The sequence below is a fragment of the Methylorubrum populi genome (genome assembly GCA_036946625.1).
Classification (GTDB): domain Bacteria; phylum Pseudomonadota; class Alphaproteobacteria; order Rhizobiales; family Beijerinckiaceae; genus Methylobacterium; species Methylobacterium populi_C.
This window is the reverse complement of the sequence record JAQIIU010000002.1, coordinates 1,222,628-1,246,942: the sequence shown is the minus strand read 5'-3', so window position 1 is coordinate 1,246,942 and position 24,315 is coordinate 1,222,628. Positions and strand designations below refer to the sequence as shown.

Here is a 24,315-nt window from a genome sequence, read left to right as displayed (position 1 = left end):
GCCGGTCGAGCTTTTGTCAGGGGGCGTCCAGCGATTGTCCGTTCTCGCCGCGGCCGGAATCGGTCGGTTTGTCTTCAGCGGACGACAAAAAAGCCCGGCCGCGAGGCCGGGCTTTTCCGAACGATGTCCGGCGGTTCGCTGAGGAACCGCCGGCTATTGGGTCTCAGTACGAGCCGAACTTGTAGTTCAGGCCGGCGCGGACGACGGCGAACTCGGTCTCGCGCTGACGGGCAACGCTGCCGGAGGCGAGCACGACGCCCGGGCTGTTCGTGTAGACGAGGTTGCCGGCCGGGGTGGCACCGAAGGCGCCGTTCAGACGGTTGCCGCGATCGAGGTTCACGTACAGACCTTCGACCTTCAGCGTGACGGCCGAGGACTTGAAGAAGTTCAGGAACGAGTCGGTCGGGAGAGCGTACTCGATACCACCACCGGCGGCCCAGCCGGTGCGGAAGTCGTCGGAGGAACCGCCGGGCAGGCCGAAGTCGGAGCCGCCGCCGGAGCCGTAGGCGAAGCCGCCGGTGCCGTACACGAGGGTGCGGTCGAAGGCGTAGCCGAGGCGGCCGCGGACGGTGCCGAAGAAGTCGAGGCCCGACAGGCCGTTCGGGTTGAACACCTGGGTGCCGGCCAGGAGCGGGCCGCCGGCCAGGGCGAAGCGGTTCCGGTCACGGCCGAAATCGACGTACTGGGCGTCGGCCTCGACACCGATCACGACACCGGAGCCCGGGGTGAACTGGTAGTTGTAGCCGATCTGACCACCGCCGACGAAGCCTTCGTCGCTGCGGCGGTTGTTGAAGGCGACAACCGCGGTGGTGCCGGCGCCGACGAGGCCGCTGGCGGGGCCGACGCCGATCACGGTCGGGGTGTTGTTGTCGTTACCGGTGCCGAAGCCGTAACCGGCGTTGAAACCGGCGTAGAAGCCCGTCCAGGTGAAGACCGGCACCGGCTGGAACACCGGCGGGGGAGCCGCGCGGCGCGGGAGGTCGGCGGCGAGCGCCGAACCGGCGAAGGCGATGCCGGCCATGGCCGTACCGGCGCGAAGGAAGGATTTCATCACTCTGATCCTCTTTAGACTGTGCCGCCGCCTCCAGGGAAGCGGAGCGGCACGGTGCCCCGTATCTATTGCAGCATCCCGGAAGATGCTGTTGCGGCTCGACCACGCCGACCGTCCAGAAGGCGGCCCCTTTGTGGCAGTGGTCTTTAGACTGCCGTCGTTGCCAACCGGGAAACGCCGCCAAACGGCCAAGGTTCACTTACGGCCGAGCTTTTTTGGTGACGGTTCCGGACAGATTGTCGCAGGGATACAACCACGGCGTTCCGCGACGTCGGAAGGCTTACGATGGATGCGGCGCGGGATGCGAGTGCTTCAGCGCACAAAAGCCTGGCCGTGGGTGCCCTTGCGGCGGGCGTTGCATCGATGCAACGATTTTTGTGAATTCTGTAAGATAAACCGTCAGGGCGTCAGTGCAATCGCCGAGATCAGTCGGCCGTAATCGGGCTCTTTCCGGTGTGTGGTGCGCCGGAAGCTGTAGAATCGGTCGGAGTCGGCATAGGTGCACAGGCCGAGCGAGGCCGCCTCGCCGATGCCCGCCTGCGCCAGCCGATCGAGAATGAAGGCTGGAAGGTCGAACTGGGCATGGCCCGGCCGCCCCCCCGCGAAGAACCGCTCGGAATCGGGCACCTCGGCACGGAAGCGATCCACGAACTCGGCGCCGACTTCGTAGGAGGGCTGCGAGATCGTCGGCCCGAGGACGGCGACGATGTTTTCGCGCTGCGCGCCGAGCACCTCCATTGCCGTCACCGTCGCCTCGACGACACCGCCGAGTGCGCCCTTCCATCCGGCATGGGCGGCGCCGACGACCCGATTCTCCGGATCGGCGAACAGGATCGGGCCGCAATCGGCGGTGGCGATGCCGAGCGCGAGGCCGGGAACGCGGGTCACCATGGCATCCGCCTTCGGACGCTCGGCGAGGGGGAAGGGCGCTTCGACGGTGACCACCTCGGCCGAGTGGACCTGATAGAGGCTGACGAGATTCCCGCTCGGCAGTCCGAGCTGCGCGCACATCCGCGCCCGATTCTCGCCGACCCGCGCCGCCTCGTCCTGCGAGCCGATCCCGCCGTTCAGCGACGCGTAGAGCCCTTCCGAGACGCCGCCCTGCCGAGTGAAGAAGGCGTGCCGCACGTAAGAGTGCGAGCTGAGTTCGGGCGCTTCGATGAACATGGGCTCTCAGGGTCTCTCGACGGGAGGCGGGAGCGCCGGCAGGGGGCCCAGCGCCGGATGGCTCACGCCGAGCACCTTGAACAGGGCCCCCATGCCGTGCGGATCGGGATCGGTCAGGCGGGCGAAGGCAGCTCCGATCGCCTCGGCCTGGGCCGGCGTCGCACGGGCCGAGAGCCGCTCGGCGCGGGCCGCCAGCCCGAGCCCAAACAGGAAATCGCGCTGCGTGACGGGTCCGTGCACCGCCGCGCCCTCCACGAGGGCGGCGCGGGCGAGCGCTCCGAAATCGACGTGAAGGGTCAGATCCGCCGCGCCCGGTCGGGCCAGCGGATCGGCGAAGCGATGGTCGGCGAGGGCCTGAAAGGTATCGCCGAAACGGGATCGGTCGTGACCGTAATCGATGGCGAGCAGGGCACCGCCCCGGGCGACGAGGCGTCGGCAGAGGTCGCGCATCACGGCGAGCCCTTGACTCGGCAGGGTGAGCACGGCGCCCTCGGGCGCCTCCGCCGAGAGGCGCGGGTCGGGCTCCGGATCGAGGCCGAAGGCCAGCGCATCGCCCCCCGGCGCGAGGCCGACGCGGCGCTCGCGCCAGCCTCGCCCCGTGCGCACGAACTGACGGGCGGGCAGGGCGTCGAAGAACTCGTTGGCGATCACGAGGAGCGGCGCGTCGGGCAGGCTCGCCACCGAATCGTGGAAGGTCGGCGCGGCCCCGGCGAGCCGCTCGGCCTGGAGCCGGCGCAGGACCGGGCTCGTCTCGACGAGGTGGAGGTCGAAGGCGGCGCCGGCCGCGCGGAGCGCCCGCAGCGCGTCGGCCATCAGCGTGCCGCGGCCGGGCCCGAGTTCCACCAGGCAAGGGCGCTCGCCCGGCATTGTCGCCAGAACCGCGGCGGCCCAGGCGCCGATCAGCTCGCCGAACATCTGGCTGATCTCCGGCGCGGTGACGAAGTCGCCGGCCGCCCCGAAGGGATCGCGCGTGGCGTAGTAGCCGTGGCGCGGATGGCCGAGGCAGAGCGCCATGTAGCGGTCGAGCCCGATCGGCCCGCTCTCGCGGATCTCCCGCGCGAGGATCGCGAAAAGCGGTGTCGCCCCGGGCTCCACGCTCAGATCTGCCCGGCTTCGGCCTGGATTTCCGGCCCTTTCGGCCGTGGCCGCGTCACCCCGCGGGCGGCGAGCACGATGTAGACGAGCCCGACCAACGCCATCGGCACGCAGAGCAGCATGCCCATGGTGACGCCGCCGCCCAGCGCGTTCACGTCCTGGCCGAACAGAAAGCCGAGCTGCCGGTCCGGCTCGCGGAAGAACTCGCAGAAGGTGCGCGTCAGCGCGTAGCCGAGCACGAAGATGCCGCCGAGCAGGCCCGGCTTGCGGAAGCCGAAGCGCCGCACGGCGAGAGCCATGACGATGAAGAGCAGGAGCCCTTCCGTGCCCGCCTCGAACAACTGGCTGGGATAGCGCGGCACGTCGCCCCCGGTCGGGAACACGATGGCGTAGGGAAAGTCGGGCGCGGGTCGGCCCCACAGCTCGCCGTTCACGAAATTGGCGATGCGCCCGAAGAACAGGCCGATCGGCACCACCACCGCGGCGAGGTCGAGCATGGTGTAGCCGTTGAGGCTCCGCGCGCGGGCGAACAGCAGCAGCGCCAGGATCGCGCCGAGGAAGCCGCCGTGGAACGACATGCCGCCGTTGCGGATCGCCAGGATCTCCATCGGGTGATCGAGGTAGAGCGGCAGGTTGTAGAACAGCACGTAGCCGATGCGCCCGCCGAGCACGACGCCGAGCGCCACCCAGACGATCAGGTCGTCGATGTCGGCGAGCGTCGGACGCCTGACCACGCCCCAGAGGGAATCGGCCGCGGCCAGCCGGCGGGCGTAGAACCAGCCGCCGATCAGCCCGGCGATGTAGGACAGCGCGTACCACTTGATCTCGACCGGTCCGATCGAGACCGCGACCGGATCGATGGCCGGGAAGGGCAGGGCGAGAAGCGGCGGCATCGACGGCCCGTGACGGCTTGAAACTCGCGCCGCATTGGACCCGCGCGGCCGGAAGCGTCAAGGCTCGGACGCGTTGCACCCTGGAAGCGCCGGGCGCAGTCTCGACGCCGCGGCGGATACGAGGAGGGCGATGCTCGGCAACGGGGAGATGGTGGCGCGGCTGGTGCTCGCGGGCGCCATGGGCAGCGTGATCGGCTTCGAGCGGGAGCGGCTGCTCTGGGCCGCGGGCCTGCGCACGCACATGCTGGTCTGCGTCGGCGCCTGCCTGTTCATGCTGGTCTCGGCCTTCGGCTTCTCCGACGTGCTCGGGCAGAAGGATGTCGTGCTCGATCCCTCCCGCGTGGCCGCGCAGGTCGTCTCCGGCATCGGCTTCCTCGGCGCGGGCACGATCCTGCTGCGCGGCGAGGTGGTGAAGGGCCTCACCACCGCCCGCGAGCCTGTGGGCGGTGGCGGCGATCGGACTCGCGGTCGGCGGCGGTCTCTACGTCGCCGCCATCGCCGCCACCGTCCTCGTCGTCGGCATTCTGGCCGGGGTGAAGCCGATCGAGGAGAGCTGGCGCGACCGGATGCAGACGCGCGCGCTCCACCTCACGGTCAAGGCCGGCAGCCTCTCGATCGACACGCTGCAGGAGGTCACGGGCGAGCGGGCCTCGCGGGTGCGCCAGTTCGTGGTGCGCCCGGGCGAGGAGGAGGGCCTTGAGGAGGTGAGCATCGCCTTCGTGCGGCTCTCTCGGACGAGCGTCGAGGCCATCGCCGGGCGATTGAGGAAAAACCCGTCGGTCCTGAACGTCCGCTCCGGCTCCGAGGCGTGACGGCACCGCCGAAGCTTGAGGAAATCGGCGCCGCCGCCCTATTCGAACCGGCAAACCGCACTACGACCTGCGAACCGATCCCTTGCGAGAATCGAGCGAACCATGGCGTCGAAACGGGTGCCGACCAGCCCTTATCCGGACCAGAAGCCCGGCACCTCGGGCCTGCGCAAGAAGGTGCCCGTCTTCCGGCAGCCGCACTACGTCCAGAACTTCGTGCAGGCGATCGTCGACTGCATCCCCGAGCACAAGGGCGCGACCCTGGTCGTCGGCGGCGACGGCCGCTTCTACAACGAGGAGGTGGTGCAGATCGCCCTGAAGATCGCCGCCGCCAACGGGTTCGGCAGGGTGTTGGTGGGGCAGGGCGGCCTGCTCTCGACGCCGGCCGCCTCCTGCGTCATCCGCAAGCACCGGGCGGTCGGCGGCATCGTGCTCTCGGCCAGCCACAATCCGGGCGGGCCGCAGGGCGATTTCGGCATCAAGTACAACGGCGGCAACGGCGGCCCGGCGCCGGAGAGCGTCACGGCGGCGATCTTCGAGCGCACCAAGGCGATCGGCGAGTACCGCATCTCCGACGCGCCCGATCTCGACCTCGGCCGGATCGGCACCACCGAGATCGACGGGATGACGGTCGAGGTGATCGATCCGGTCGCCGACTACGCCGCGCTGATGCGCGAACTGTTCGACTTCGAGGCCCTGTCGAAGATGTTCGCCTCCGGCTTCCGGATGCGCTTCGACGCGCTCTCGGCGGTGACCGGCCCCTATGCCAAGGCGATCCTCGAAGGCGCGCTCGGCGCGGCGCCCGGCACCGTCGTCAACGGCGAGCCGAAGCCGGATTTCGGCGGCCACCATCCCGATCCGAATCCGGTCCACGCCCACGCGCTCTTCGACCTGATGCAGGGGCCGGACGCGCCGGATTTCGGCGCGGCCTCGGATGGCGACGGCGACCGCAACATGATCGTGGCGCCCGGCCTGTTCGTCACCCCGAGCGACAGCCTCGCGCTGCTGGCCGCCCACGCCCACCGGGCGCCGGGTTATGCCGGAGGGCTCGCGGGCGTCGCCCGCTCGATGCCGACGAGCCGGGCGGTCGATCGCGTCGCGGCCTCCCTCGGCATCGAGGCGTTCGAGACGCCGACCGGCTGGAAGTTCTTCGGCAACCTGCTGGATGCCGGCCGCATCACCCTGTGCGGCGAGGAGAGCGCCGGCACCGGCTCGAACCACGTGCGCGAGAAGGACGGGCTGTGGGCGGTGCTGCTCTGGCTCAACATCCTCGCGGCCACGGCCAAGCCGGCCCGGGATCTGGTGCGCGAGCACTGGGGGCGATACGGGCGCGACTACTACACCCGCCACGACTACGAGGAGATCGATGCCGCCGCCGCCAAGCGGCTGATGGATGGCCTGCGCGCCAAGGTCGACTCCCTGCCGGGCGGCAAAGTCGGCGGCCTCACGGTGAAGGCGGCGGACGATTTCCGCTACGTCGATCCCGTCGACGGCTCGGTCACCGAGGCGCAGGGCGTGCGTGTCATCTTCGAGGAGGATGCGCGCATCGTCTACCGCCTTTCGGGCACCGGCACCGCCGGCGCGACCCTGCGGGTCTATATCGAGCGCTACGAATCCGCGCCCGACCGGCTGGAGCTGCCGGTGGCCGACGTCCTCGGCCCGGTGGTCGCCGTGGCGCGGGAACTGGCCGACATCGCGGCGCTGACCGGCCGCGCGGAGCCGAGCGTCGTGACGTGACGGGGCGGCTTCGCCCGAGCGGGGTGTGGCTCGGCCTCGCCCTGCCGTTCGCGGTGGAGCAGCCCGCCCGCGCCGCCGAGATCACGCTCGGCCCCGCCCGCTTCGACGTGCCCCCCGTGTTCGAGGGCTGGACCCGAAGGGAGGCGGACGACGGCCTCGTGTTCGAGCGCCTCTTCGAGCCGACCGCGCCGCGCGGACGCAAGGGCGCCGCGGCGAGACGCTGGGCCTGTTCGCGCCGGACCGGGATTCGGACAAGCTGCTGGTGATCGGGAGAGCCAATTATCCGAAGCGGGGGCGGTGAGCGGGCACGTCTGGTGACTTTTGCCAAGCCGTCGTTCGCGAGTGATGGCGAAGCGACCCAGCGGCGCGACTTTTTTCGGAAAATGCGGCGCCCTGGATCGCTCCAGGACCGCGACGGCTCCAAGAACGGTCTCCGATCCACCGGCAAGTCTCGGCCCGCGGCGCGGTGCCGTCCGCCGCCCCTCACGTCTGGTTCGGCTTCAACTGATAGAAGATATGCCGGCCGATCATGTCCTTGCGCTTGAGCCGGCGGGACCAGCCGGGGCGGACGTAGTCGGCGTGGTAGTGGGTCGCGCCACCGACTTCGCTGACATAGGTGCGGCCCTCGATCACCGCGCCGGCGACGCGGGTCGCGGTGCGCCAGGATTCGGCGTCGGTGATGCGCAGCGACTTGCCCTCGCAGGCGAAGGAGAACTGGCAGCCCATGAAGCGGTGGCGGTTCTGGTAGACGACGCCGCAGACGGAGGACGGATAGAGCCCGCTCTTGACGCGGTTGAGCACCACCTGCGCCACCGCAGCCTGACCTTCCTCGGACTCGCTGCGGGCCTCGAAATAGACCGCCTCGGCGAGGCAGCGCTGCTCGCGGTCCATCGCCTCCGGTTCGATCAGGTCGGCGTAGTGGGATTTGGCCTCCGGCGTGGACGTCTGCGGGTCGAGGACGGACGGCCCGTGATCGAGGCGCGCGGAGAAGCCGGGCAGCACGAGGTTCGCGGCGGCGACCTCGATCGGCGTCGCGTCGGCGGGGGCGGGCGTCACGGAGGACAGGGCAACGGCGCGGGGTGTGGCGGGCGTGGCGCCGTCCGAGTCGGCCGGCGCCGGCAGCCCGTCCTCCCCCGGCTCGGCCTCGTGCGCGCTGCCGGGCGCCACCAGCCCGGCATCGATCACGTCCGGGCTCCACGTCGTGGAGGCGGCGAGCGGACCGGCGGCGACATCTCGCTCGGATAGTCGGCCCGGCCGCAGCGTCGCGTCGGTGCCGGCCGTCGCGGTGAAGGAGATGAGAAGCCCGCTCGCCAGCATCCACGGCACGACGGCCGAGACGATCCAGCGGGGGCCGAGCCCCAGACCTCGAACGCGTCTCGTACGCAACGCCGACACTCCACGCTCACGAGCGGCCGGAAGCCCCAGCCTAGCGCAGGCCGATGCGACCGTTCCTCACGGCGTGGAGTTTAATCGCGAACGTGGTTGCCGGACGGTTAAGGCGCCGGGCGGCCGTGGCGCCGGGCCATGCCGTCGACCAGGACGGCGACGTAGCCGGTGCCGCCCTGCGCCGTCACGATCATCCGGCCCGCCTCGCGTCCGTTGCGGTCGGCTTCGAGATAGACCAGCCCGACCACGCCGGTCGCCGCGGCGAACGTCGCGATGATCCAGAGATAGGCGGCCTGCATCGCCCGGTGGCCGGGAACGATGGTGCGATGATCGAGAAGGGCGGAAGGGGAGTCGGGATTCGACATGGCTGGAAGTCCCGCGGGTGCCCTGGTCGGAAGGCCGATCGGCGCGCGCCGCGCTGAGGTCTTCCGCTAGCAGGTAACGTGCCCGCGCGACACGGGTTCAGGGGGCTGTCCGCAAAATAATTGCGAAGCTTGTCGCCTCTTCCCCGAAGCCCCCGCGAGCCATGGCCCGCGGGGTCTTGCGGCATCGGTCTCAGGCATCGCTGCCGAGGGCGGCCTGGGCCGCCGCGAGACGGGCGATCGGCACGCGGAAGGGCGAGCAGGAGACGTAGTCGAGGCCGACCTCCTGGCAGAAGCCGATCGAGGCCGGGTCGCCGCCGTGCTCGCCGCAGATGCCGAGCTTGAGCCCCTCGCGGGTCTTGCGCCCGCGCTCGGCGCCGATCCTCACCAGTTCGCCCACGCCCTCCTGATCGATCGACACGAACGGATCGACCGAAAGGATGCCCTTCTGGGTGTAGGGCCCGAGGAAGGTCGCGGCGTCGTCGCGGGAAATGCCCAGCGCCGTCTGGGTGAGATCGTTGGTGCCGAAGGAGAAGAACTCCGCGGTCTCGGCGATCTCGCCGGCCTTGAGGGCGGCGCGCGGCAGCTCGATCATCGTGCCGACCTGATACGCGAGCTTCGCGCCGGTCTCCTCCGCCACGGCCTTGGCCATGGCGTCGATGCGGGCCTTGACGATGTCGAACTCCATCCGCGTGAACACCAGCGGCACCATCACCTCCGGCGTCACCGGCGCGCCGGTATCCTTGGCGGCCTGGACCGCGGCCTCGAAGATCGCGCGGGCCTGCATCTCGGCGATCTCGGGGAAGGCGATGGCGAGGCGGCAGCCGCGGAAGCCGAGCATCGGGTTGTGCTCGGACAGTTCGCGGATGCGGTGACGGATCTTGTCCTCGGCGATGCCGGTGGCCGACATCACCTCCCGGATCTCCTCGTCCGTGTGCGGCAGGAACTCGTGCAGCGGCGGATCGAGCAGGCGGATCGTGACGGGCAGGCCCGACATGATCGTGAACAGCTCCAGAAAGTCCTGGCGCTGGTAGGGGAGGATCTTGGCGAGCGCCGCACGGCGCCCTTCCGCGTCGTCGGCGAGGATCATCTCGCGCACCGCGACGATGCGGTCGCCCTCGAAGAACATGTGCTCGGTGCGGCACAGGCCGATGCCCTCGGCGCCGAACTTGCGGGCGGCGCGGGCGTCGGCCGGGGTGTCGGCGTTGGTGCGCACCTTCATGGTCCGCACCGCGTCCGCCCACTCCATCAGCGCGGCGAAGTCGCCCGACAGCTCCGGCTGGAGCATCTTGACCTCGCCCTGGATCACCTGCCCGGTCGAGCCGTCGATGGTGATGACGTCACCCGCCTTCAGGGTCACGCCGCCGACGGTGAGCGTCCTGGCCTTGTAGTCGATGCGGATCGAGCCGACGCCGGAGACGCAGGGCTTGCCCATGCCGCGGGCGACCACCGCCGCGTGGCTGGTCATGCCGCCGCGGGTCGTGAGGATGCCCTCGGCCGCGTGCATGCCGTGGATGTCCTCCGGCGAGGTCTCGATGCGCACGAGGATGCAGCGGCGCTCGGCCTTCCTGGCCTCTTCGGCTTCCTCGGAGTTGAACACGATCTCGCCGACCGCCGCGCCGGGCGAGGCCGGCAGGCCGGTGGCGATCACCTTGCGCTCGGCATCCGGATCGATGGTCGGATGCAGGAGCTGGTCGAGGGCGCCGGGCTCGATGCGCCTGACCGCCTCTTGCCTAGAGATCAGGCCTTCGCCCGCGAGCTCGACGGCGATGCGCAGGGCCGCCTTGGCGGTGCGCTTGCCGTTGCGGGTCTGGAGCATCCAGAGCTTGCCGCGCTCGATGGTGAACTCCATGTCCTGCATGTCGCGGTAGTGCTTTTCCAGAATCCCGTAGATGCGGGTCAATTCCGAAAAACTCTCGGGCATCGCCTTCTCCATCGAAGGCTTGTCGCTCTTGGCCTCGATCCGGGCCTTCTCGGTGATGTCCTGCGGCGTGCGGATGCCCGCCACCACGTCTTCCCCTTGCGCGTTGATCAGGAACTCGCCGTAGAGCGCGCTCTCGCCGGTCGACGGGTTGCGGGTGAAGGCGACGCCGGTGGCCGAGGTGTCGCCCATGTTGCCGAACACCATGGCCTGGACGTTCACGGCCGTGCCCCAGCTCTCGGGGATGTTGTTCAGCTCGCGGTACTTCTTGGCCCGCGGGATCATCCAGGAATCGAACACCGCGCCGATCGCGCCCCAGAGCTGATCCTCCGGCTTCTGCGGGAAGTCGGAGCCGTGCTCGTCGCGGACGATCTTCTTGTAGACGCCGATCAGGTGCTTCCAGTCGCCGGCCTTCAGTTCGGTGTCGAGGTTGAGGCCCTTCTGCTCCTTGTAGTGCTCCAGTGCCTCCTCGAAGGCGTGGTGCTCCACGCCGAGCACGACGTTCGAGTACATGGTGATGAAGCGGCGGTAGGAATCGTAGGCGAAGCGCTCGTCCTCGGCGTCCTTCGCCAGGGCCTCGACCGTGGCGTCGTTGAGGCCGAGGTTGAGCACGGTGTCCATCATGCCCGGCATCGAGGCGCGGGCGCCCGAGCGGACCGAGACGAGCAGCGGCTTGTCGGCATCGCCGAAGCGGCGGCCTGTCAGCGCGCCCACCTTCTCCAGGGCGGCCTTCACCTCGTCGGCGAGTTCCGCCGGGTAGGTCTCATCGTGCTGGTAGTAGTAGGTGCAGACTTCCGTGGTGATGGTGAAGCCGGGGGGCACCGGCAGGCCGAGGTTCGACATCTCGGCGAGGTTGGCCCCCTTGCCGCCGAGGAGGTTGCGCATCGACGCCTCGCCCTCGGCCTTGCCGTCACCGAAGGAATAGACCCATTTCGTCATCAGTCTCTCCGCTGGACGGACGTGGCGACCAAGCGCCGCTCACGCGGGCGTGGCGCATCTCATGTCGCAGTGCAAGGATAAGCTTCGCGTCGCTCCGTGAGGAGGAGTGACGATGTGATCGCTCTGTCAGAGGCTGGAGCACCATCCGAAAAAGGGGATGGCATCCCGGCGCCGAAGGGCACGGGATGACGAAGATCGCCGTGCGACCGCCGGTTTCAGGCACGTTTCATCGCGCCCGAACGCGGCCATCGCCGCAGCCTCCGGATCGGCGGTGGGGCTCAGGACAAGTGCCGCAGCACACCCAGCCCGATCAGCCCGACGACGATGAGATAGATCGCCACGATGTAGTTGAGCAGCCGCGGGGCGATCAGGATCAGGATGCCGGCCAGGATCGCGATGATCGGCTGAAGGTTCGTGATGGAGAGGGTCATGGGCAGGTTCGTGCGGCGTCGATCCCGCGATCAAGCTTGACCGCGGGATGAGGACGTTCGGCGGGCGCGAAAAGTTCCCTGCGCGGTCCGATCAGGCGCGGTACTTTCCGCTGCGCCTCACGATCACCCGAGCGCCTACGGGAACGCGCTCGTAGAGATCGACGATGTCCTCGTTGAGCAGGCGCACGCAGCCCGAGGACATCTGCTCGCCGATGCTCCAGGGCTCGTTGGTGCCGTGGATGCGGAACAACGTGTCGCGGTTGCCCTGGTAGAGGTAGAGCGCGCGCGCGCCGAGCGGGTTGTCGATGCCGCCCTTGCGCGAGCGCTCGATGCCGGGATTGAGCGAGACCATGGTCGTGGTCGGGCTCCAATCGGGCCACACCCCCTTGCGCCCGACCCGTGCGTCGCCCTTCCACGAGAAGCCGGCCTTGCCGACGCCGACGCCGTACTGGAGCGCGGTGCCGCCCTCCTGCACCAGGGCGAGCTGGCGCTTGTCGATATCGACGACGATCGTTCCCGGCGCCTCGGGGCCGTTATAGGCGACCTCCTGCCGGCGGTACTTCGGATCGATGCGGGACCTGTCGACCAGCGGCACGTCGAACGGCTTGTCGGGCATCGTGCCGATGTACCAGGCCGCGTCGTCGTCGGCCCCGGCCATCAGGCCCGGCTTCGCGGATTGGCAGGCGGCGAGCGGCACGAGGCAGAGCGCGGCGAGCATCACCCGGCGGGTGGTCAGGAGGGCGGTCTTGCGGGCTGCCATAGGGGCTCCTGTCGTCGCTCCCGGGGTCGGGTCGAGGTTGCATGTCATGGCTCTATGACTACCCGTCCCGAGGCGGGTCGGGTGTGACTTCGAGGCCGCATCGAGCCAGGAACGTTGCCGTGAGGGCGCCTCGCCGCGACGGCGGGCCGCCTTATCTGGGCGGCGCAACCGCATTCGGAGGAGAGACGCATGCCCGAGACGGAGACCCAGCTCGCCGAGGGAGGCGACACCGACGCGGCGGCGCTGGCCCCGGCGATCCACCTCGACCATTGCGTCATCCACGTCTCCGATTGGGAGCGCTCGACGGCCTTCTACCGCGACGTGCTGCGGGCGGAGGTGATCCCGTTCGGCAAGGGCGTGGTGTTCCGCTTCGGCGGCGTGCAGCTCAACGTCCACGGCCCGGGCCAGATCGGCACGCCGCGGGCGCGGGAGCCGGTGATGCCCGGCAACAGCGACCTGTGCTTCCGCTGGTCCGGACCGATCGAGGAGGCGAGGGCGCATCTCGAAGCCCACGGTGTCCCGGTCGAACTCGGCCCGGTCGAGCGCAGCGGCGCGGCCGGAGCGGGGATCAGCGTCTACTTCCGCGACCCGGACGGCTCGCTGATGGAATTCATCACCTATCCGACGCCGTAGGCCGTTTGCGACGCTGCGGACCGCAACCGGCGGCGGGCCGTCGCCGTTGACGGGTCGGTGGCGCACGGAGACCGGCGATGAAGCGCAGGCTGATCGGAGGCGCGGCGGTCCTGACCGCCCTGGTGCTGCCGGCTGGCTCCGCCTGGGCCTTCGGCGCGGGCGGCTCCTCGGGCGAGGGCGACGACGACCTGCGCCAGCAACTGCAGAACCCCGACGACATCGAGCCGAGCCCCTACGCCTACCGCGGCGGCTACCGCCCGAACGATCCCGGGGCAGCCTACGAGGCGCGGCGGCGGGGCTACCCGATCTACGGCGAGTGGGGGTGGAAGTACCGCTGACCCGCCGCGGCGGCGCTCTACGTCACGCGCTGCCGTTGCGCTCGGCGAGCCGCTGGTTGGTCTGTTCGAGGCGCAGCGCCAGGTCGCGCATCACGGCGATGCCGATCTGCGGAAACTGGGCGAGCAGTTCCAGGAACACGTCGCGATCGATGCGCAGCGCCGTCGTCGCGCCATCGGCGGTCACGGTCGCCGAGCGCGGCTGATCGGCGAGGATGCCCATCTCCCCGACCAGGGCGTTCGGTCCGAGCAGGGCGAGGCGCAAGGGGCCGACGGGGCCGTCGATGGAGACGGCGGCCGAACCTTCGAGGATGAGATAGGCCGCGTCCGCCGCCTCGCCGCGGACGAAGAAGGTCTGGCCGGCCTCGAAATGCACCCGCTCGCTGGCGAAGGCGAGGAGCTTGAGACGCGACGGCTCGACCTCCCGAAACAGCGGCACCTGCCGTAGCGACATCACCTCGGTATCGAGGGTCATGGCTTCACTCCGATGCACCTCCCGGATGGCGGGCGGAAAGGCGCCGCCGGTAGCCGCGTCGGCGCCGCCTGTCAAAGAGGTGGCCGGTCTTCGGCTCAGCCTTTACCAACCGTCGATGATCCCGACTCATCGCCGGTTGCCCGCGCGAAGGCGCGGCGGCGGGCGTCCGCCGGACGCAAGGGATACGACCATCGGTCGGCTTCCAGGCAGCTTGGTAGAGGTATCGGGATCAACGGCAAACGCGCACCGGATTCCTGCATCATGCCGCCGGTTTCACCAAGTCCGGCGGGTGGCGAGCCCGATCTCTCCCTTCGGCGGCGGCTCGCGCTCGGCGCCGGCATTGGGCTGCGGCGAATCGATCGGCTCCTCGCGGGTGGCGGCCGTCCGGCTGTCCTCCGGGGCCGGCATCGGCGGCAGGGGCGTCCGGTTCGGCTCTGCCTGATCGGCGGACCGATCGGCGGACTTGGCCGCGAGCGAAGGCTTCACCATATGGCGATTGGTCATGTCCGGCTCCTCTCGGATGTGACGGGGCCTGTGGAGGGCCTGTTCACAACTTCGCGCAAATCCCTCGCCGAGAGCGGCTAACGTTTGGATCGAACAGGGGTTTCCCCCGCATCGGCAGTCGGTACGGCCAAGGAACAATCGAGTGCGCTGAAGGTTGATCAGGATGTGCAGACAAAGCCTGAGGAGGCGCTGATGGCATCTGGTAATTCCACCTCGAAGCGAGGTTTCGCTTCCATGAATATCGAGCGGCAGCGTGAGATCGCCAGCAAGGGCGGTCGTTCGGTTCCCGCCGAGAAGCGCTCGTTCTCGCAGGATCGCGAGCTGGCCTCGTCCGCCGGCCGCAAGGGCGGTCAATCGACCGGCCGCACCGGCGAGGCCTGATCCAGCCGCGGCGGTCCGGGACGCGGAATCCGCGGCTCGACCGCCCGGCTCCATCGTCGGAAGAGGTCGATCCTCGCTCGATTCCGTGGCGTCAGGATGCCGCGTCGGCACGGGCGAGTTCGCGCCACCGTATGACCAGTTCTTCGAAGGCGCGGAGATCGGTCCCGCCGAGTTGGCCGAGCGTGCGAGACACGTAAGCCGCCTGTGCCGTAATGCCCTGCCTTGCAAGCTCTGCCCCGTCGGGCGTGAGATGGAGCGCATGCGAGCGGCGGTCTCCGGGGATCGGCCGGCGCTCGACCCAGCCGGCCTCGACCAAGCGATCGACCAAGCCCGACACGTTGCCTTTGGTCACGTACAGCCGTGCGGCCAGTTCCTGCTGCGTCAATCCCTCGCGCTCGGTGAGCGTCGAGAGGACGTCGAATTGCGGGATCGAGAGGCCGAGTCCGCGCAGTTCCGCGGCGACCGCCGCGGTGACACGCCGGCTGAGGCGGATGAAGCGAAACCAGACCCGCAACGGATCGGCAGGCTCGGCGATCGGGGCGGGGCGGGCTTGACGCTCGGACATGGTCGACCCGCTTGTAGCAGAGCCGCAAGGCGTCGGCAGCCGAGTGGCGCGCATCACCCCCAGCCTGTAGACTGGCGGTTCGACTTCCCTTCGCCGTTCCAGAGGCCATGCGCCGCCAGCTTCTCGACGAACCCGTGACGCGGGCCGGCCGCTACGCCCGGACGCTGGCCCTGTTCTCCCTCATCGTCACCGGCATGGCGGTGCTGATCGTGCGCAGCCCATCCGCGGATGCGGCGCCGGCCCTGGCCGTGCTCGGCAGCGGAATCGCGCTGTCCGTCGTCGCGGTGGCCTTCGCCCTGTTCGCGGTCGTGCGGGTCTGGCGCGAGGGCGCGGGCGGACTGGGCGCGGCCATCGGCGGCCTGTTCGTGGCGAGCCTCGTCCTGGCCTATCCGGCCTACGCCGCCCTGAAGGGCGTGCGCCTCCCGGCCCTCACCGACGTCACGACGGATATCGAGCGTCCGCCGGCCTTCTCGCGTTCGCGCCTCGCCTTCGCCGCGCGGGAGGGACGCTACCCGCCCGAGCCCGGTCCGGCGACGCGGGAGGCGCAGCGAACGGCCTATCCGCAGATCGCACCGCTGACCCTGGACGTGGGGGCCGACGAAGCCTTCGAACTGGCGCGCAAGGCCGCGGTGAATCGCAAGTGGCAGATCGTCGAGGCGATCCGGCCGGGCGGGCGGATCGGCAACGGCCGCATCGAGGCGGTCGCCCATACCCGCATCCTGAACCTGCCCGCCGACATCACCGTGCGCGTCCACCCGCGCGCGGATGGGGCGCGCATCGACGTGCGCTCGGCCTCCCGGATCGGCGACCGCGACTTCGGCGACAACGCCGACCGGATCCGCTCCTACCTCGACGAGGTCGCCAACCTCGCCATCGCACTCAAGTAGGTATTCAGGCTGGACGAAAGGTCCCGTCGAGCAGGGGCGGCCCGTCGGTGACGGCGAGGCCGCGTTCCACCAGATCCTCCAGATGGGCGAAGACCGAAAGCGCCGCCGCCCCGAGCAGGTGCGGCGCGAGACCCTGGTAGACCGTACGGACGATCGTCCCGATGTCGTGGTCGCCCGCCGCGAGCCGGGCGCGGATCGCGGCCTCGCGCTGGCGCCGATGGGCGGCGAGCCCGCGCACGAAGCGGCGCGGATCGCGCACCGGCCCGCCGTGCCCCGGCCAGTAGAGCGTCTCGCCTCGCTCCCGCAGGCGTTCCAGCGACGCCATGTAGGCCCGCATCGAGCCGTCGGGCGGTGCGACGATCGAGGTCGACCACGCCATCACGTGATCGCCGGAGAACAGCACGTTCTCCTGGGGAAGCGCGAAGGCGAGATGGTTCATGGTGTGGCCGGGCGTCGCCACCGCGGTCAGGGTCCAGCCGTCTCCTTCCAGGCTCCGGCCGTCCGCAAGCTCGCGGTCGGGCCGGTGCTCCCGGTCGGCACTGGCGTCGAGGGCGGGCAGTTCGTTCGCGGCGAGTTGCCGGGCCGGGCGGTGCGGACCGCAGCCGACGATCGGTGCGCCCGTTCGGGCCTGGAGCAGGCGCGCGCCCGGGGAGTGGTCGCGGTGGGTATGGGTGACGACGATCGCCTCGACCCGCTCGCCGTCGAGCGCGGCAAGCAACGCATCGACGTGGACGGCATCCGCCGGGCCCGGATCGATCACGGCGACGCGGCCGCGCCCGACGACGTAGCTGCAGGTGCCGCTCGCGGTGAAGGGACCGCCATTGGGGCAGATCCGTCGCCGCACGAGGGGACTCAAGCGCTCCATGCGCCCGGGCTCGGGCAGGGCGTTCTCGAAATCCGGAGCGGCGGTTGACGCTTCCGCGGTGGATTCACTCATGAGGATGCTTCGGGCGGCGACGGTGCCGCCCGCCTACGACAGCGCGGCGCGTTCGCCAACTCGCGGGCGATGCGCCTTGCCCCCGACGGGTGAGGGCAATACCACCCGAACCGGCACGAAGCCGCATCGGTGCCGTCCGCTTCGTCAAGACGATCTCGTGTCCTGGACGATGAAGCCTGTGGACGGGAAACGGCCAGAAAAAAGCACCGCCCGGTCGAGGGGCGGCGCTCGACGTGATCGCGCAGGCTCGGCGAAGCGCGGCACCTCAGCGGCGACGGCCCGATTTCACGCGGACGGGAACGGGTTGCAGCACCGGCTGCGGCGAGAGCACCGAGACGAGCCGCGCCGCAGCGGCAAGGGCGGCTTTCGTCAGGGCGGTACCGAGGGCTGCGGGCTTTTTCCGTGCAGGCACGCCGAACGCCTCCTTCATATCTCCGAAACCTGATCGTCACGCACGAGATGGTAACGAACGGTCGGCTTTGCCAGTCGGTTCCGGCCGGTGCCCAGCCTCGGTCTCTGCTCGTCATGAAGTCTTTGGATGGCGAGGAACCTCAAAGGAACCGGGAGCGAAAACTTGACGTTATTGAACCCGAGAGGCGGCTGCATCGGCCGTGCCAGTTCTTGGAAGGATCTTCGCCATGCTCGGTTGGGCTGTTACGTTCCTGGTGGTTGCTCTCGTCGCGGCCCTGCTGGGCTTCGGCGGCATTGCCGGCACGGCCATGGAGGCCGCCAAGCTCGTCTTCTTCGTGGCGATCGTTCTGTTCGCGGTCTCGGCCGTGATCGGCCTGATGCGCGGGCGTTCGCCGACGCTCTGACGCGGACGGGCGAGCCGCCCCCGGCGACGGGAGCGGCTCGACCATTGCGGAGCCCGGCCGGTCAGGCGCCAGCCGGATCGTCAGGCTTCGAGTCGGCCTCATCGAGACGCGCGATCAAATCGCGGAAGCGATCCGGGATCGGTTGCCGTACGACGGAATCGTAGACTGTACGCAAGTGGTTGCCGATGCGCTTCTGGGTCTGGTCGTTCAGCCCGCTGTCCCCACGCACCCGAGTGGGCCGGTCCCCGGATGGGAACATGCCGGCCGACTCGTCCTCGTTCATGCTTTCAAGATCCCCTTGGCGCCAGATCTGCCGCGATTGTCTTGCGGCTTGACATGAGTCATGGCTGCAGCAGCAACGCCGCCATGCGGCTTCGGTTCCGCGGCTGCTAGGAACGGACACCGAGCCCCCGCGTTAGGGGCGCATCGATCGGATCGACAAGTAAGAGCGAAGAGGCTCAGGGGAACTCATGTCCACAGCACAACTGGTCGTGCAGCACCTGCCGTACCTGCGCCGTTACGCGCGCGCGCTCACGGGCAGTCAGGTGGCGGGCGACGCCTATGTCGCGGCCACGCTCGAAACGCTGGTCAACGAACCCGAGACCCTCGGCCGCAGCACGAACGTCAAGGCCGACCTCTTCCGCGTCTTCACGCGCATCTGGAACTCGCTTTCGGTCAACGGCGCCAGCGATCAGGTGCAGCACGACCTGCCGGCCGAGGTGCGGCTCGGCCAGATCACCCCGCTGCCCCGCCAGGCCTTCCTGTTGTCGTGCCTCGAAGGCTTCTCGGAGGAGGATGCCGGCGTGATTCTCGACGTGGACGTCGCCAAGGTCCGCGACCTCGTGGACGAGGCGGGCCGCGAACTCGCCGCCGACATGGCGACCGAGATCCTCATCATCGAGGACGAGCCGCTGATCGCCATGGATCTCGAAGCGCTGGTCGAAGGCCTCGGCCACAACGTCATCGGCGTGGCGCGCACCCGCAGCGAGGCGGTGAAGATCGCCGCGGAGAGCAAGCGCCCCGGCCTGATCCTCGCCGACATCCAGCTCGCCGATGGGTCCTCCGGCCTGGACGCCGTCAACGATCTCCTGAAGACCTTCGAGGTGCCGGTGATCTTCATCACCGCGTACCCCGAGCGCTTCCTCACCGGCGAGCGTCCGGAGCCGGCCTTCCTGATCGCCAAGCCGTTCCAGCCCGCCAACGTGTCGGCCGTGATCAGCCAGGCGCTGTTCTTCCAGCAGAGCGCCCGCCGCCGCGAGGCACGCACCGCCTGAGCCGACCACGCGTCGGCACGGACGAAAGGGCGCCGGCCTCCGAGGCCGGCGCCCTTTTTCGTGACCGGATCGGCGATGGCGCGTTCGACGGGAGTGTGCACGAAAAAACGGGCCGGACCATGGTCCGACCCGTGGGAGAGGTTCCGGCCGATGCACAAGGGGAATGCGGGGAGGACCAGATGGCCGGGTGCTCACTCAACGAATATGTGCCGCTCGGGTTCCGGATTTCGGTTCGGGACGGCGCGTTTTTCATCCACAGGTGCTTTTTTATCACGATAGGCCCGGAGCCGACGCCGGTTCCGGCGACGCGGGCGGAACGCTGTGGAGGAGAAGAATACTGATTTGACCCGAAGCGGGACAGTGAAGGAACCGGCCATCGCAAGACCGCGTTGTGCTGACAACCTGTCAAGCTCCCATCGGAGATCGCGAAGATGCTTCGGCCCGGCTTCATCCTCGGTGTGAGTGCCCCCGCTGCGATCCTGACCCTGCTTCTTCTGCCGGTCGTTCGGCAGGAGGCCGATGCGATGGCGGCGCCGAGCGCCCCGCGCGTCGCCTACGAAGCCCCTGCGACGCCCCTGCCGGGCATGCGGCCCTACTCCACCGCGCTCAGCCCGGTCCGCGTCGCCACCGCGCCCCGCCCGGCCGGCCGCAGCGAGGCGGCCCCGACCCGCTCGGCCCAGGAGGAGCTTCCGGTCAAGCCGCGACGGCTGACGCGTGAGGGCTGCGAGGCTCCGCTGAGTTCGCTCGTCGGCCCGGAAGCGCGCAGGATGGTGCCCGGCCGCTGCATGACCTGAGAACGACGGACCCAGGCGACGTTCAAGCCGGCCGCGAGACCTTCTCGACATCGGCCGTCGGGCCCGCCGGTGTCATCCGCTCGCGGGCCACGAGCCGGTCCCCGGGACCGAACACGCCGAGCGGCACGTCCCGATCCGGCAACACGACGGTGGTGCCGGTGTTGACGTGGACGAGCACGTAGCGCCGCAGCGGCAGCGAGGCCGCCGCCCAGCGGCGCAGTTGTTCGTGATAGGGCGCCCGCTTCCACGCTCCCGCTTGCCCTGGATCGACCTGCACGTTGAGGAAGCGGGTCACGGGGTCGAGGCTCAAGACCATCTTGGCGCGGTCGGGCCGCCATTCCGGGCCGATCCAGCTCTCGGTCATCCAGAGGCAGTGGAAGGCCCGGCAATGATCGGGGCGCTCCGCGTGAATCCCGCAACCGCCGCCGGAACGGACGTGCCGGCACCAGCGCCCGGCCGGGCTTTCCACCGCCGGCACCGCGTAGACCTTGCAGCACAGCGTGCAGGGCCCGCAGGCCCGACCCCGCGCGGGCACGGCGACGATGGTGGCGGGGTCGAGCATCGCGGGCATGGGCGCGTTTCGAGACGAGGGCGGTGCCTTCCTGACGGGGATTGCGGCCGTTAGTGTGGCGGGGCTGCCGACGCGCTCCCGTCGGTGAAGTCTCATCGGCTGCCCGCATCATGTTGTCGAACATCGCCGCCCGCGACGTCGAGACCCTGATCCACCCCTATACCAACCTCGCGAGCTTCCGGGACACGGGCCCGCTGGTGCTGGAGCGGGGCCACGGCGTCTGGGTCTACGACACCGACGGGCGCCCCTATCTCGAAGGCATGGCCGGGCTGTGGTGCACCGCGCTCGGCTACGACAACGAGGAACTGGTCGAGGCCGCCGCCGAGCAGATGGGCCGGCTGCCCTTCGCCCACCTGTTCTCGGGCCGCAGCCACGATCCGGCGATCGAACTCGCCGAGACGCTGAAGGAACTGATGCCGGTCCCGACCTCGAAGATCTTCTTCACGTCCTCGGGGTCGGAGGCCAACGACGCACAGATCAAGCTCGTCTGGTACATGAACAATGCGCTCGGGCGCCCGCGCAAGAAGAAGATCATCGGCCGCGTGAAGGGCTATCACGGCGTCACGGTGGCGACCGCCTCGCTCACCGGACTTCCCGCCAACCACACCGACTGGGACCTGCCGATCGCGGGTTTCCTGCACGCCGCCTGCCCGCACCACTACCGCGGCGCGGAGGCCGGCGAGAGCGAGGAGGCCTTCTCGCAGCGGCTGGCCGCCGAACTCGAAGCGCAGATCCTCGCCGAAGACCCCGATACGGTGGCCGCCTTCTTCGCCGAGCCGGTGATGGGCGCGGGCGGGGTGATCGTGCCGCCCGCGGGCTATTTCGCGGCGATCTCCGCCGTGCTCGACCGCTACGACGTGCGCCTGATCGCCGACGAGGTGATCTGCGGCTTCGGCCGGCTCGGCACGTGGTTCGGCAGCGAGGCGGTGGGCCTTCGCCCGCACACGCTGTCCTTCGCCAAGGCGCTGACCTCCGGCTACCTGCCGCTCGGCGGCATCGGCATCGACGAGCCGCTCTACCGGGCGATGCTCGACGAGAGCGCCAAGCTCGGCGGCTTCGGCCACGGCACCACCTATTCAGGCCACCCGGTCGCCTGCGCCGTGGCCAGCCGTGCGCTCCACATCTACCGGCGCGACCGCATCGTCGAGCGGGCGGCCGAACGGGCGCCGCAATTCCAGGCGGCGCTGGCGCGACTCTCGGACCATCCGCTCGTCGGCGAGGCGCGGGGCATGGGACTGATCGGCGGCATCGAGATCGTCGCCGACAAGGCTTCGAAGCGGCCGTTCGATCCGAAGGCCGGGGTGGCCGCCCGCTGCGTCGCCTTCGCCCAGGCCGAGGGCCTGATCGTGCGCTTCCTGGCCGGCGACCGCATCGCCGTATGCCCGCCGCTGGTGATCCAGCCGGACGAGATCGACACCCTGTTCGAGCGCTTGGCTCGCGCCCTCGACCGGACCGCGGCGTGGATCGCCGAGCAAGGGCTGGAGGCTGCGCCTGCCCCTTGAAGTGTCCCGGGTCCGAAAGGGTGACAGAGACCGTGCGGTGTAATGTTCCTGCGTGCATAGCAAGATCGGGCTTGCTGCTCTGCACTATCGCCCAACGAAAACATGGCCCGGCAAGGTGCCCGATTTGACGGCCTGCTGAAAAAGGGGACTCCCGCGCAGCCTTAAGCTTCCGTTCATGTGGAAGGATCGATCACAGGGCGGACGGCATCCTCGCAATCCTGCCATCAAGGCATGGTCGAAGGGATCGTCGAAGCGCCGACCTCGTGTCCCGTGAGGCGTCGAATCGCATTGCCGCGGCCCCGCACCGGCCGCCCCGAAGACCAGACAGGACAGGAACCATGTACGCCCCCAGCCGAACCCCGACCTTCGCGGCAGAACCGGGCAACGTCGCCCCGGTGACCGTGGCCGGGGATCGCGAGAACTTCCGCCCCGTGGCCCTGCCGGCGCTCGCCGCCGCCGTCCACGTCAACGCCGCCGCCCTGAAGGCGGCCCGCGCCAAGGCGGAGGCCCGGAACGCGTTCCGTTTCGTCCACGAGGACGAGCCCGTCGACTAAGAGCCTGTTCGGCCGGTCGACGTGTCTTCGTCAGGCCACGGCAAGGCGAGAGGAAAGCCATGACTCCCATCCCGACCCTCATCCTGAGGTGCCGGAGCGCAGCGGAGGCCTCGAAGGGTGCTCCAGATCCCGCGCGATCCCTGGAGCACCCTTCGAGGCCGCTCACGCGGCACCTCAGGATGAGGGTCGAGATGGGAGCACCGCAGTCAAACAGGCTCTGAGACCTTGCGACCGGGCCTGCGATCGAGGCTTGACGCCGCGGCCGCGTCGTAGGCTCTGGCGGCATGCTCATCCTCCCCACCCGCAGGCAGGTCCTGGGCGGCCTCGGTGCCACCGGGCTCACCCTGGGTTCGGGCGGCGCCTACGCCTTCGTCGTCGAGCCCCGGTTCCGGCTGGCGCTGACCCGCTACGCCCTGACCCCGCCGGGCTGGACCCCGGGCCTGCGCCTGCGGATCGCGGTGCTCGCCGACATCCATGTCTGCGAACCCTACATGCCGCTCGGCCGGGTCGCGGAGATCGTGGCGGCGACGAACGCCCTCGCACCCGACCTGATCCTGCTGCTCGGCGACTATCCGGCGGGACGGAAGGTGACGTGGCAGCCGGTGCCGCTGCCCGATTTCGCCCGGCTCGCCGCGGAGCTGCGCGCGCCGCTCGGCACCTACGCCGTGCTCGGCAACCACGATTGGTGGGACGACCGCGAGGCGATGCGAGCCGGCAAGGGGCCGGTCGAAGTGCGTCGCCTGCTGGAGGCACGCGGCATCCCGGTTCTGGAAAACGACGCCGTACGGCTCGTTCATGACGGCCGCCCGTTCTGGATCGCCGGGCTCGCGGATCAGGAGCCGTTCCTGCCGGTCGGCAGCCGCCGCAGTCTCGCCGACATCCCGGCGACGCTGGCGCAGGTCGGCGACGACGCGCCGGTGATCCTCATGGCACACGAGCCCGACATCTTCGTGAAGGTGCCGCCCCGCATCTCCCTCACGCTGGCGGGCCACACCCATGGCGGCCAGATCCGCGTGCTGGGCTACTCGCCGGTGCTGAACTCGCGCTTCGGCCAGCGCTTCGCCTACGGTCACGTCGTCGAGGAGGGGCACCACCTGATCGTCTCCGGCGGCCTCGGCGTCAGCGGGGTCGGCGTCCGCTTCGGCGTTCCGCCGGAGATCGTGCTGATCGAGCTGGGCGCGCCCGCCGCCTGACCCTCGTCTCCTCGCTCAGCCGTTCCGGTGCGCGGAGCCGCCGACATGCAGGAAGCTGCGCTCACCGGTCGCGGCCTCGGCGACGTGCTGGATGGTGTCGAGAAGCTGGGTGATCGGCCGCGGGCTCGGCGCGGGCGCCAGGACGTCCGGGGCGACGCGGCGGCCGGCGGTGCGGCCGGCCACGATCTGCGCCTCGCTGAGGACATCGAAACTACGGCCGACTCGTCGGATCATGGCTCTCTCTCCTGAGACCGACCGTGGGCGGTTATGGTAAACGAGACGTTAACGCTCACGGGACGAGGCGGTCGCGGCCGAAATCGTCGGCGGCGCCGGGATCGCGGGTC

29 protein-coding genes and 1 pseudogene are annotated in these 24,315 nt (G+C 69.8%); 13 read left to right on the top strand and 17 right to left on the bottom strand.

Annotated features, from left to right (window positions below):
• Positions 1–163: 163 nt before the first annotated feature.
• The 4 genes from PGN25_07820 to lgt all read right to left on the bottom strand — a co-directional run bounded on the left by PGN25_07820 (position 164) and on the right by lgt (position 4,206).
• Positions 164–1,051 (bottom strand): porin family protein, encoded by an 888-nt coding sequence (locus PGN25_07820; protein MEH3117504.1) that lies wholly within the window; start codon positions 1,049–1,051, stop codon positions 164–166.
• Positions 1,052–1,450: 399 nt separating this feature from the next.
• On the bottom strand, positions 1,451–2,218 hold the full coding sequence (gene pgeF / locus PGN25_07815; protein MEH3117503.1) for a peptidoglycan editing factor PgeF: 768 nt from the start codon (positions 2,216–2,218) through the stop codon (positions 1,451–1,453).
• A 6-nt stretch (positions 2,219–2,224) separates the two neighbouring features.
• Positions 2,225–3,313, bottom strand: coding sequence for an SAM-dependent methyltransferase (locus PGN25_07810; protein MEH3117502.1), 1,089 nt, complete (start codon positions 3,311–3,313; stop codon positions 2,225–2,227).
• Between the two features lie 2 nt (positions 3,314–3,315).
• Complete coding sequence (lgt, locus tag PGN25_07805; protein MEH3117501.1) at positions 3,316–4,206, bottom strand: prolipoprotein diacylglyceryl transferase; 891 nt, start codon at positions 4,204–4,206, stop codon at positions 3,316–3,318.
• Between the two features lie 130 nt (positions 4,207–4,336).
• Between lgt and PGN25_07800 the strand changes: the two are divergent.
• The 3 genes and pseudogenes from PGN25_07800 to PGN25_07790 all read left to right on the top strand — a co-directional run bounded on the left by PGN25_07800 (position 4,337) and on the right by PGN25_07790 (position 7,018).
• Positions 4,337–5,018, top strand: a pseudogene (locus PGN25_07800) (MgtC/SapB family protein).
• A 102-nt stretch (positions 5,019–5,120) separates the two neighbouring features.
• Complete coding sequence (locus PGN25_07795) at positions 5,121–6,752, top strand: alpha-D-glucose phosphate-specific phosphoglucomutase (GenBank protein MEH3117500.1); 1,632 nt, start codon at positions 5,121–5,123, stop codon at positions 6,750–6,752.
• On the top strand, positions 6,749–7,018 hold the full coding sequence (locus PGN25_07790; GenBank protein MEH3117499.1) for a hypothetical protein: 270 nt from the start codon (positions 6,749–6,751) through the stop codon (positions 7,016–7,018). The genes PGN25_07795 and PGN25_07790 overlap by 4 nt, the downstream gene beginning before the upstream one ends.
• Before the next feature lie 217 nt (positions 7,019–7,235).
• On the opposite strand, the gene PGN25_07785 is transcribed toward PGN25_07790, so the two are convergent.
• From PGN25_07785 to PGN25_07765, 5 genes are all read right to left on the bottom strand, one after another.
• On the bottom strand, positions 7,236–8,138 hold the full coding sequence (locus tag PGN25_07785; GenBank protein ID MEH3117498.1) for a cell wall hydrolase: 903 nt from the start codon (positions 8,136–8,138) through the stop codon (positions 7,236–7,238).
• 107 nt (positions 8,139–8,245) lie between these two features.
• Positions 8,246–8,503: a hypothetical protein gene (locus tag PGN25_07780; GenBank protein ID MEH3117497.1), complete on the bottom strand. Its 258-nt coding sequence runs from the start codon at positions 8,501–8,503 to the stop codon at positions 8,246–8,248.
• 190 nt (positions 8,504–8,693) lie between these two features.
• A complete protein-coding gene (gene ppdK, locus PGN25_07775) occupies positions 8,694–11,360 on the bottom strand; it encodes a pyruvate, phosphate dikinase (protein MEH3117496.1) in 2,667 nt (888 codons plus the stop codon).
• Between the two features lie 278 nt (positions 11,361–11,638).
• Positions 11,639–11,791 (bottom strand): DUF3096 domain-containing protein, encoded by a 153-nt coding sequence (locus PGN25_07770; GenBank protein ID MEH3117495.1) that lies wholly within the window; start codon positions 11,789–11,791, stop codon positions 11,639–11,641.
• Between the two features lie 91 nt (positions 11,792–11,882).
• Entirely contained in the window at positions 11,883–12,551 is a 669-nt protein-coding gene (locus PGN25_07765; protein MEH3117494.1) for a L,D-transpeptidase, read from the bottom strand.
• Positions 12,552–12,740: 189 nt separating this feature from the next.
• Here PGN25_07765 and PGN25_07760 point away from each other — a divergent pair, with 189 nt between their 5' ends.
• Together PGN25_07760 and PGN25_07755 are read left to right on the top strand one after the other, a co-directional pair.
• On the top strand, positions 12,741–13,184 hold the full coding sequence (locus PGN25_07760) for a VOC family virulence protein (GenBank protein ID MEH3117493.1): 444 nt from the start codon (positions 12,741–12,743) through the stop codon (positions 13,182–13,184).
• A gap of 77 nt (positions 13,185–13,261) precedes the next feature.
• Positions 13,262–13,522, top strand: a complete 261-nt coding sequence (locus tag PGN25_07755; GenBank protein MEH3117492.1) for a hypothetical protein — start codon at positions 13,262–13,264, stop codon at positions 13,520–13,522.
• A 22-nt stretch (positions 13,523–13,544) separates the two neighbouring features.
• Here PGN25_07755 and PGN25_07750 read toward each other — a convergent pair whose 3' ends face one another.
• Both PGN25_07750 and PGN25_07745 read right to left on the bottom strand, forming a co-directional pair.
• Positions 13,545–13,994 (bottom strand): Crp/Fnr family transcriptional regulator, encoded by a 450-nt coding sequence (locus PGN25_07750; protein ID MEH3117491.1) that lies wholly within the window; start codon positions 13,992–13,994, stop codon positions 13,545–13,547.
• A gap of 273 nt (positions 13,995–14,267) precedes the next feature.
• Positions 14,268–14,498: a hypothetical protein gene (locus tag PGN25_07745; GenBank protein ID MEH3117490.1), complete on the bottom strand. Its 231-nt coding sequence runs from the start codon at positions 14,496–14,498 to the stop codon at positions 14,268–14,270.
• An 84-nt stretch (positions 14,499–14,582) separates the two neighbouring features.
• Between PGN25_07745 and PGN25_07740 the strand changes: the two genes are divergently transcribed.
• Positions 14,583–14,879: a hypothetical protein gene (locus tag PGN25_07740; protein MEH3117489.1), complete on the top strand. Its 297-nt coding sequence runs from the start codon at positions 14,583–14,585 to the stop codon at positions 14,877–14,879.
• Between the two features lie 91 nt (positions 14,880–14,970).
• Here PGN25_07740 and PGN25_07735 read toward each other — a convergent pair whose 3' ends face one another.
• The gene (locus PGN25_07735; protein ID MEH3117488.1) at positions 14,971–15,444 is read right to left on the bottom strand and encodes a MarR family transcriptional regulator; all 474 of its coding nucleotides are present in this window, start codon (positions 15,442–15,444) and stop codon (positions 14,971–14,973) included.
• 107 nt (positions 15,445–15,551) lie between these two features.
• Here PGN25_07735 and PGN25_07730 point away from each other — a divergent pair, with 107 nt between their 5' ends.
• The gene (locus PGN25_07730) at positions 15,552–16,331 is read left to right on the top strand and encodes a DUF1499 domain-containing protein (protein ID MEH3117487.1); all 780 of its coding nucleotides are present in this window, start codon (positions 15,552–15,554) and stop codon (positions 16,329–16,331) included.
• A 4-nt stretch (positions 16,332–16,335) separates the two neighbouring features.
• Here the strand turns inward: PGN25_07730 and PGN25_07725 are convergent, their stop codons facing one another.
• Both PGN25_07725 and PGN25_07720 read right to left on the bottom strand, forming a co-directional pair.
• Complete coding sequence (locus tag PGN25_07725) at positions 16,336–17,268, bottom strand: MBL fold metallo-hydrolase (protein ID MEH3117486.1); 933 nt, start codon at positions 17,266–17,268, stop codon at positions 16,336–16,338.
• A 265-nt stretch (positions 17,269–17,533) separates the two neighbouring features.
• Positions 17,534–17,698 (bottom strand): hypothetical protein, encoded by a 165-nt coding sequence (locus PGN25_07720; GenBank protein ID MEH3117485.1) that lies wholly within the window; start codon positions 17,696–17,698, stop codon positions 17,534–17,536.
• Between the two features lie 208 nt (positions 17,699–17,906).
• Between PGN25_07720 and PGN25_07715 the strand changes: the two genes are divergently transcribed.
• Positions 17,907–18,083 (top strand): DUF1328 domain-containing protein, encoded by a 177-nt coding sequence (locus PGN25_07715; protein ID MEH3117484.1) that lies wholly within the window; start codon positions 17,907–17,909, stop codon positions 18,081–18,083.
• Positions 18,084–18,144: 61 nt separating this feature from the next.
• Here PGN25_07715 and PGN25_07710 read toward each other — a convergent pair whose 3' ends face one another.
• On the bottom strand, positions 18,145–18,366 hold the full coding sequence (locus tag PGN25_07710) for a NepR family anti-sigma factor (protein MEH3117483.1): 222 nt from the start codon (positions 18,364–18,366) through the stop codon (positions 18,145–18,147).
• 187 nt (positions 18,367–18,553) lie between these two features.
• Here PGN25_07710 and PGN25_07705 point away from each other — a divergent pair, with 187 nt between their 5' ends.
• A complete protein-coding gene (locus PGN25_07705; protein ID MEH3117482.1) occupies positions 18,554–19,357 on the top strand; it encodes a response regulator in 804 nt (267 codons plus the stop codon).
• A 431-nt stretch (positions 19,358–19,788) separates the two neighbouring features.
• On the top strand, positions 19,789–20,151 hold the full coding sequence (locus PGN25_07700; protein ID MEH3117481.1) for a hypothetical protein: 363 nt from the start codon (positions 19,789–19,791) through the stop codon (positions 20,149–20,151).
• A gap of 22 nt (positions 20,152–20,173) precedes the next feature.
• Here PGN25_07700 and PGN25_07695 read toward each other — a convergent pair whose 3' ends face one another.
• The gene (locus PGN25_07695) at positions 20,174–20,713 is read right to left on the bottom strand and encodes a hypothetical protein (GenBank protein ID MEH3117480.1); all 540 of its coding nucleotides are present in this window, start codon (positions 20,711–20,713) and stop codon (positions 20,174–20,176) included.
• A 119-nt stretch (positions 20,714–20,832) separates the two neighbouring features.
• Here PGN25_07695 and PGN25_07690 point away from each other — a divergent pair, with 119 nt between their 5' ends.
• From PGN25_07690 to PGN25_07680, 3 genes are all read left to right on the top strand, one after another.
• The gene (locus tag PGN25_07690; protein MEH3117479.1) at positions 20,833–22,224 is read left to right on the top strand and encodes an aminotransferase; all 1,392 of its coding nucleotides are present in this window, start codon (positions 20,833–20,835) and stop codon (positions 22,222–22,224) included.
• A gap of 338 nt (positions 22,225–22,562) precedes the next feature.
• Positions 22,563–22,778, top strand: a complete 216-nt coding sequence (locus tag PGN25_07685) for a hypothetical protein (GenBank protein ID MEH3117478.1) — start codon at positions 22,563–22,565, stop codon at positions 22,776–22,778.
• A gap of 284 nt (positions 22,779–23,062) precedes the next feature.
• Entirely contained in the window at positions 23,063–23,971 is a 909-nt protein-coding gene (locus PGN25_07680) for a metallophosphoesterase (protein ID MEH3117477.1), read from the top strand.
• Positions 23,972–23,986: 15 nt separating this feature from the next.
• On the opposite strand, the gene PGN25_07675 is transcribed toward PGN25_07680, so the two are convergent.
• Entirely contained in the window at positions 23,987–24,205 is a 219-nt protein-coding gene (locus PGN25_07675; protein ID MEH3117476.1) for a hypothetical protein, read from the bottom strand.
• Positions 24,206–24,315: the final 110 nt, after the last annotated feature.

Excerpts from the sequence above, each read along its gene's own strand:
- PGN25_07820 (MEH3117504.1), bottom strand. The coding sequence starts at position 1,051 with ATGAAATCCTTCCTTCGCGCCGGTACGGCCATGGCCGGCATCGCCTTC.
- pgeF (MEH3117503.1), bottom strand. The coding sequence starts at position 2,218 with ATGTTCATCGAAGCGCCCGAACTCAGCTCGCACTCTTACGTGCGGCAC.
- lgt (MEH3117501.1), bottom strand. The coding sequence starts at position 4,206 with ATGCCGCCGCTTCTCGCCCTGCCCTTCCCGGCCATCGATCCGGTCGCG.
- PGN25_07795 (MEH3117500.1), top strand. The coding sequence starts at position 5,121 with ATGGCGTCGAAACGGGTGCCGACCAGCCCTTATCCGGACCAGAAGCCC.
- PGN25_07780 (MEH3117497.1), bottom strand. The coding sequence starts at position 8,503 with ATGTCGAATCCCGACTCCCCTTCCGCCCTTCTCGATCATCGCACCATC.
- ppdK (MEH3117496.1), bottom strand. The coding sequence starts at position 11,360 with ATGACGAAATGGGTCTATTCCTTCGGTGACGGCAAGGCCGAGGGCGAG.
- PGN25_07770 (MEH3117495.1), bottom strand. The coding sequence starts at position 11,791 with ATGACCCTCTCCATCACGAACCTTCAGCCGATCATCGCGATCCTGGCC.
- PGN25_07765 (MEH3117494.1), bottom strand. The coding sequence starts at position 12,551 with ATGGCAGCCCGCAAGACCGCCCTCCTGACCACCCGCCGGGTGATGCTC.
- PGN25_07760 (MEH3117493.1), top strand. The coding sequence starts at position 12,741 with ATGCCCGAGACGGAGACCCAGCTCGCCGAGGGAGGCGACACCGACGCG.
- PGN25_07755 (MEH3117492.1), top strand. The coding sequence starts at position 13,262 with ATGAAGCGCAGGCTGATCGGAGGCGCGGCGGTCCTGACCGCCCTGGTG.
- PGN25_07750 (MEH3117491.1), bottom strand. The coding sequence starts at position 13,994 with ATGACCCTCGATACCGAGGTGATGTCGCTACGGCAGGTGCCGCTGTTT.
- PGN25_07745 (MEH3117490.1), bottom strand. The coding sequence starts at position 14,498 with ATGACCAATCGCCATATGGTGAAGCCTTCGCTCGCGGCCAAGTCCGCC.
- PGN25_07735 (MEH3117488.1), bottom strand. The coding sequence starts at position 15,444 with ATGTCCGAGCGTCAAGCCCGCCCCGCCCCGATCGCCGAGCCTGCCGAT.
- PGN25_07730 (MEH3117487.1), top strand. The coding sequence starts at position 15,552 with ATGCGCCGCCAGCTTCTCGACGAACCCGTGACGCGGGCCGGCCGCTAC.
- PGN25_07725 (MEH3117486.1), bottom strand. The coding sequence starts at position 17,268 with ATGAGTGAATCCACCGCGGAAGCGTCAACCGCCGCTCCGGATTTCGAG.
- PGN25_07720 (MEH3117485.1), bottom strand. The coding sequence starts at position 17,698 with ATGAAGGAGGCGTTCGGCGTGCCTGCACGGAAAAAGCCCGCAGCCCTC.
- PGN25_07715 (MEH3117484.1), top strand. The coding sequence starts at position 17,907 with ATGCTCGGTTGGGCTGTTACGTTCCTGGTGGTTGCTCTCGTCGCGGCC.
- PGN25_07710 (MEH3117483.1), bottom strand. The coding sequence starts at position 18,366 with ATGAACGAGGACGAGTCGGCCGGCATGTTCCCATCCGGGGACCGGCCC.
- PGN25_07705 (MEH3117482.1), top strand. The coding sequence starts at position 18,554 with ATGTCCACAGCACAACTGGTCGTGCAGCACCTGCCGTACCTGCGCCGT.
- PGN25_07700 (MEH3117481.1), top strand. The coding sequence starts at position 19,789 with ATGCTTCGGCCCGGCTTCATCCTCGGTGTGAGTGCCCCCGCTGCGATC.
- PGN25_07695 (MEH3117480.1), bottom strand. The coding sequence starts at position 20,713 with ATGCTCGACCCCGCCACCATCGTCGCCGTGCCCGCGCGGGGTCGGGCC.
- PGN25_07690 (MEH3117479.1), top strand. The coding sequence starts at position 20,833 with ATGTTGTCGAACATCGCCGCCCGCGACGTCGAGACCCTGATCCACCCC.
- PGN25_07685 (MEH3117478.1), top strand. The coding sequence starts at position 22,563 with ATGTACGCCCCCAGCCGAACCCCGACCTTCGCGGCAGAACCGGGCAAC.
- PGN25_07680 (MEH3117477.1), top strand. The coding sequence starts at position 23,063 with ATGCTCATCCTCCCCACCCGCAGGCAGGTCCTGGGCGGCCTCGGTGCC.
- PGN25_07675 (MEH3117476.1), bottom strand. The coding sequence starts at position 24,205 with ATGATCCGACGAGTCGGCCGTAGTTTCGATGTCCTCAGCGAGGCGCAG.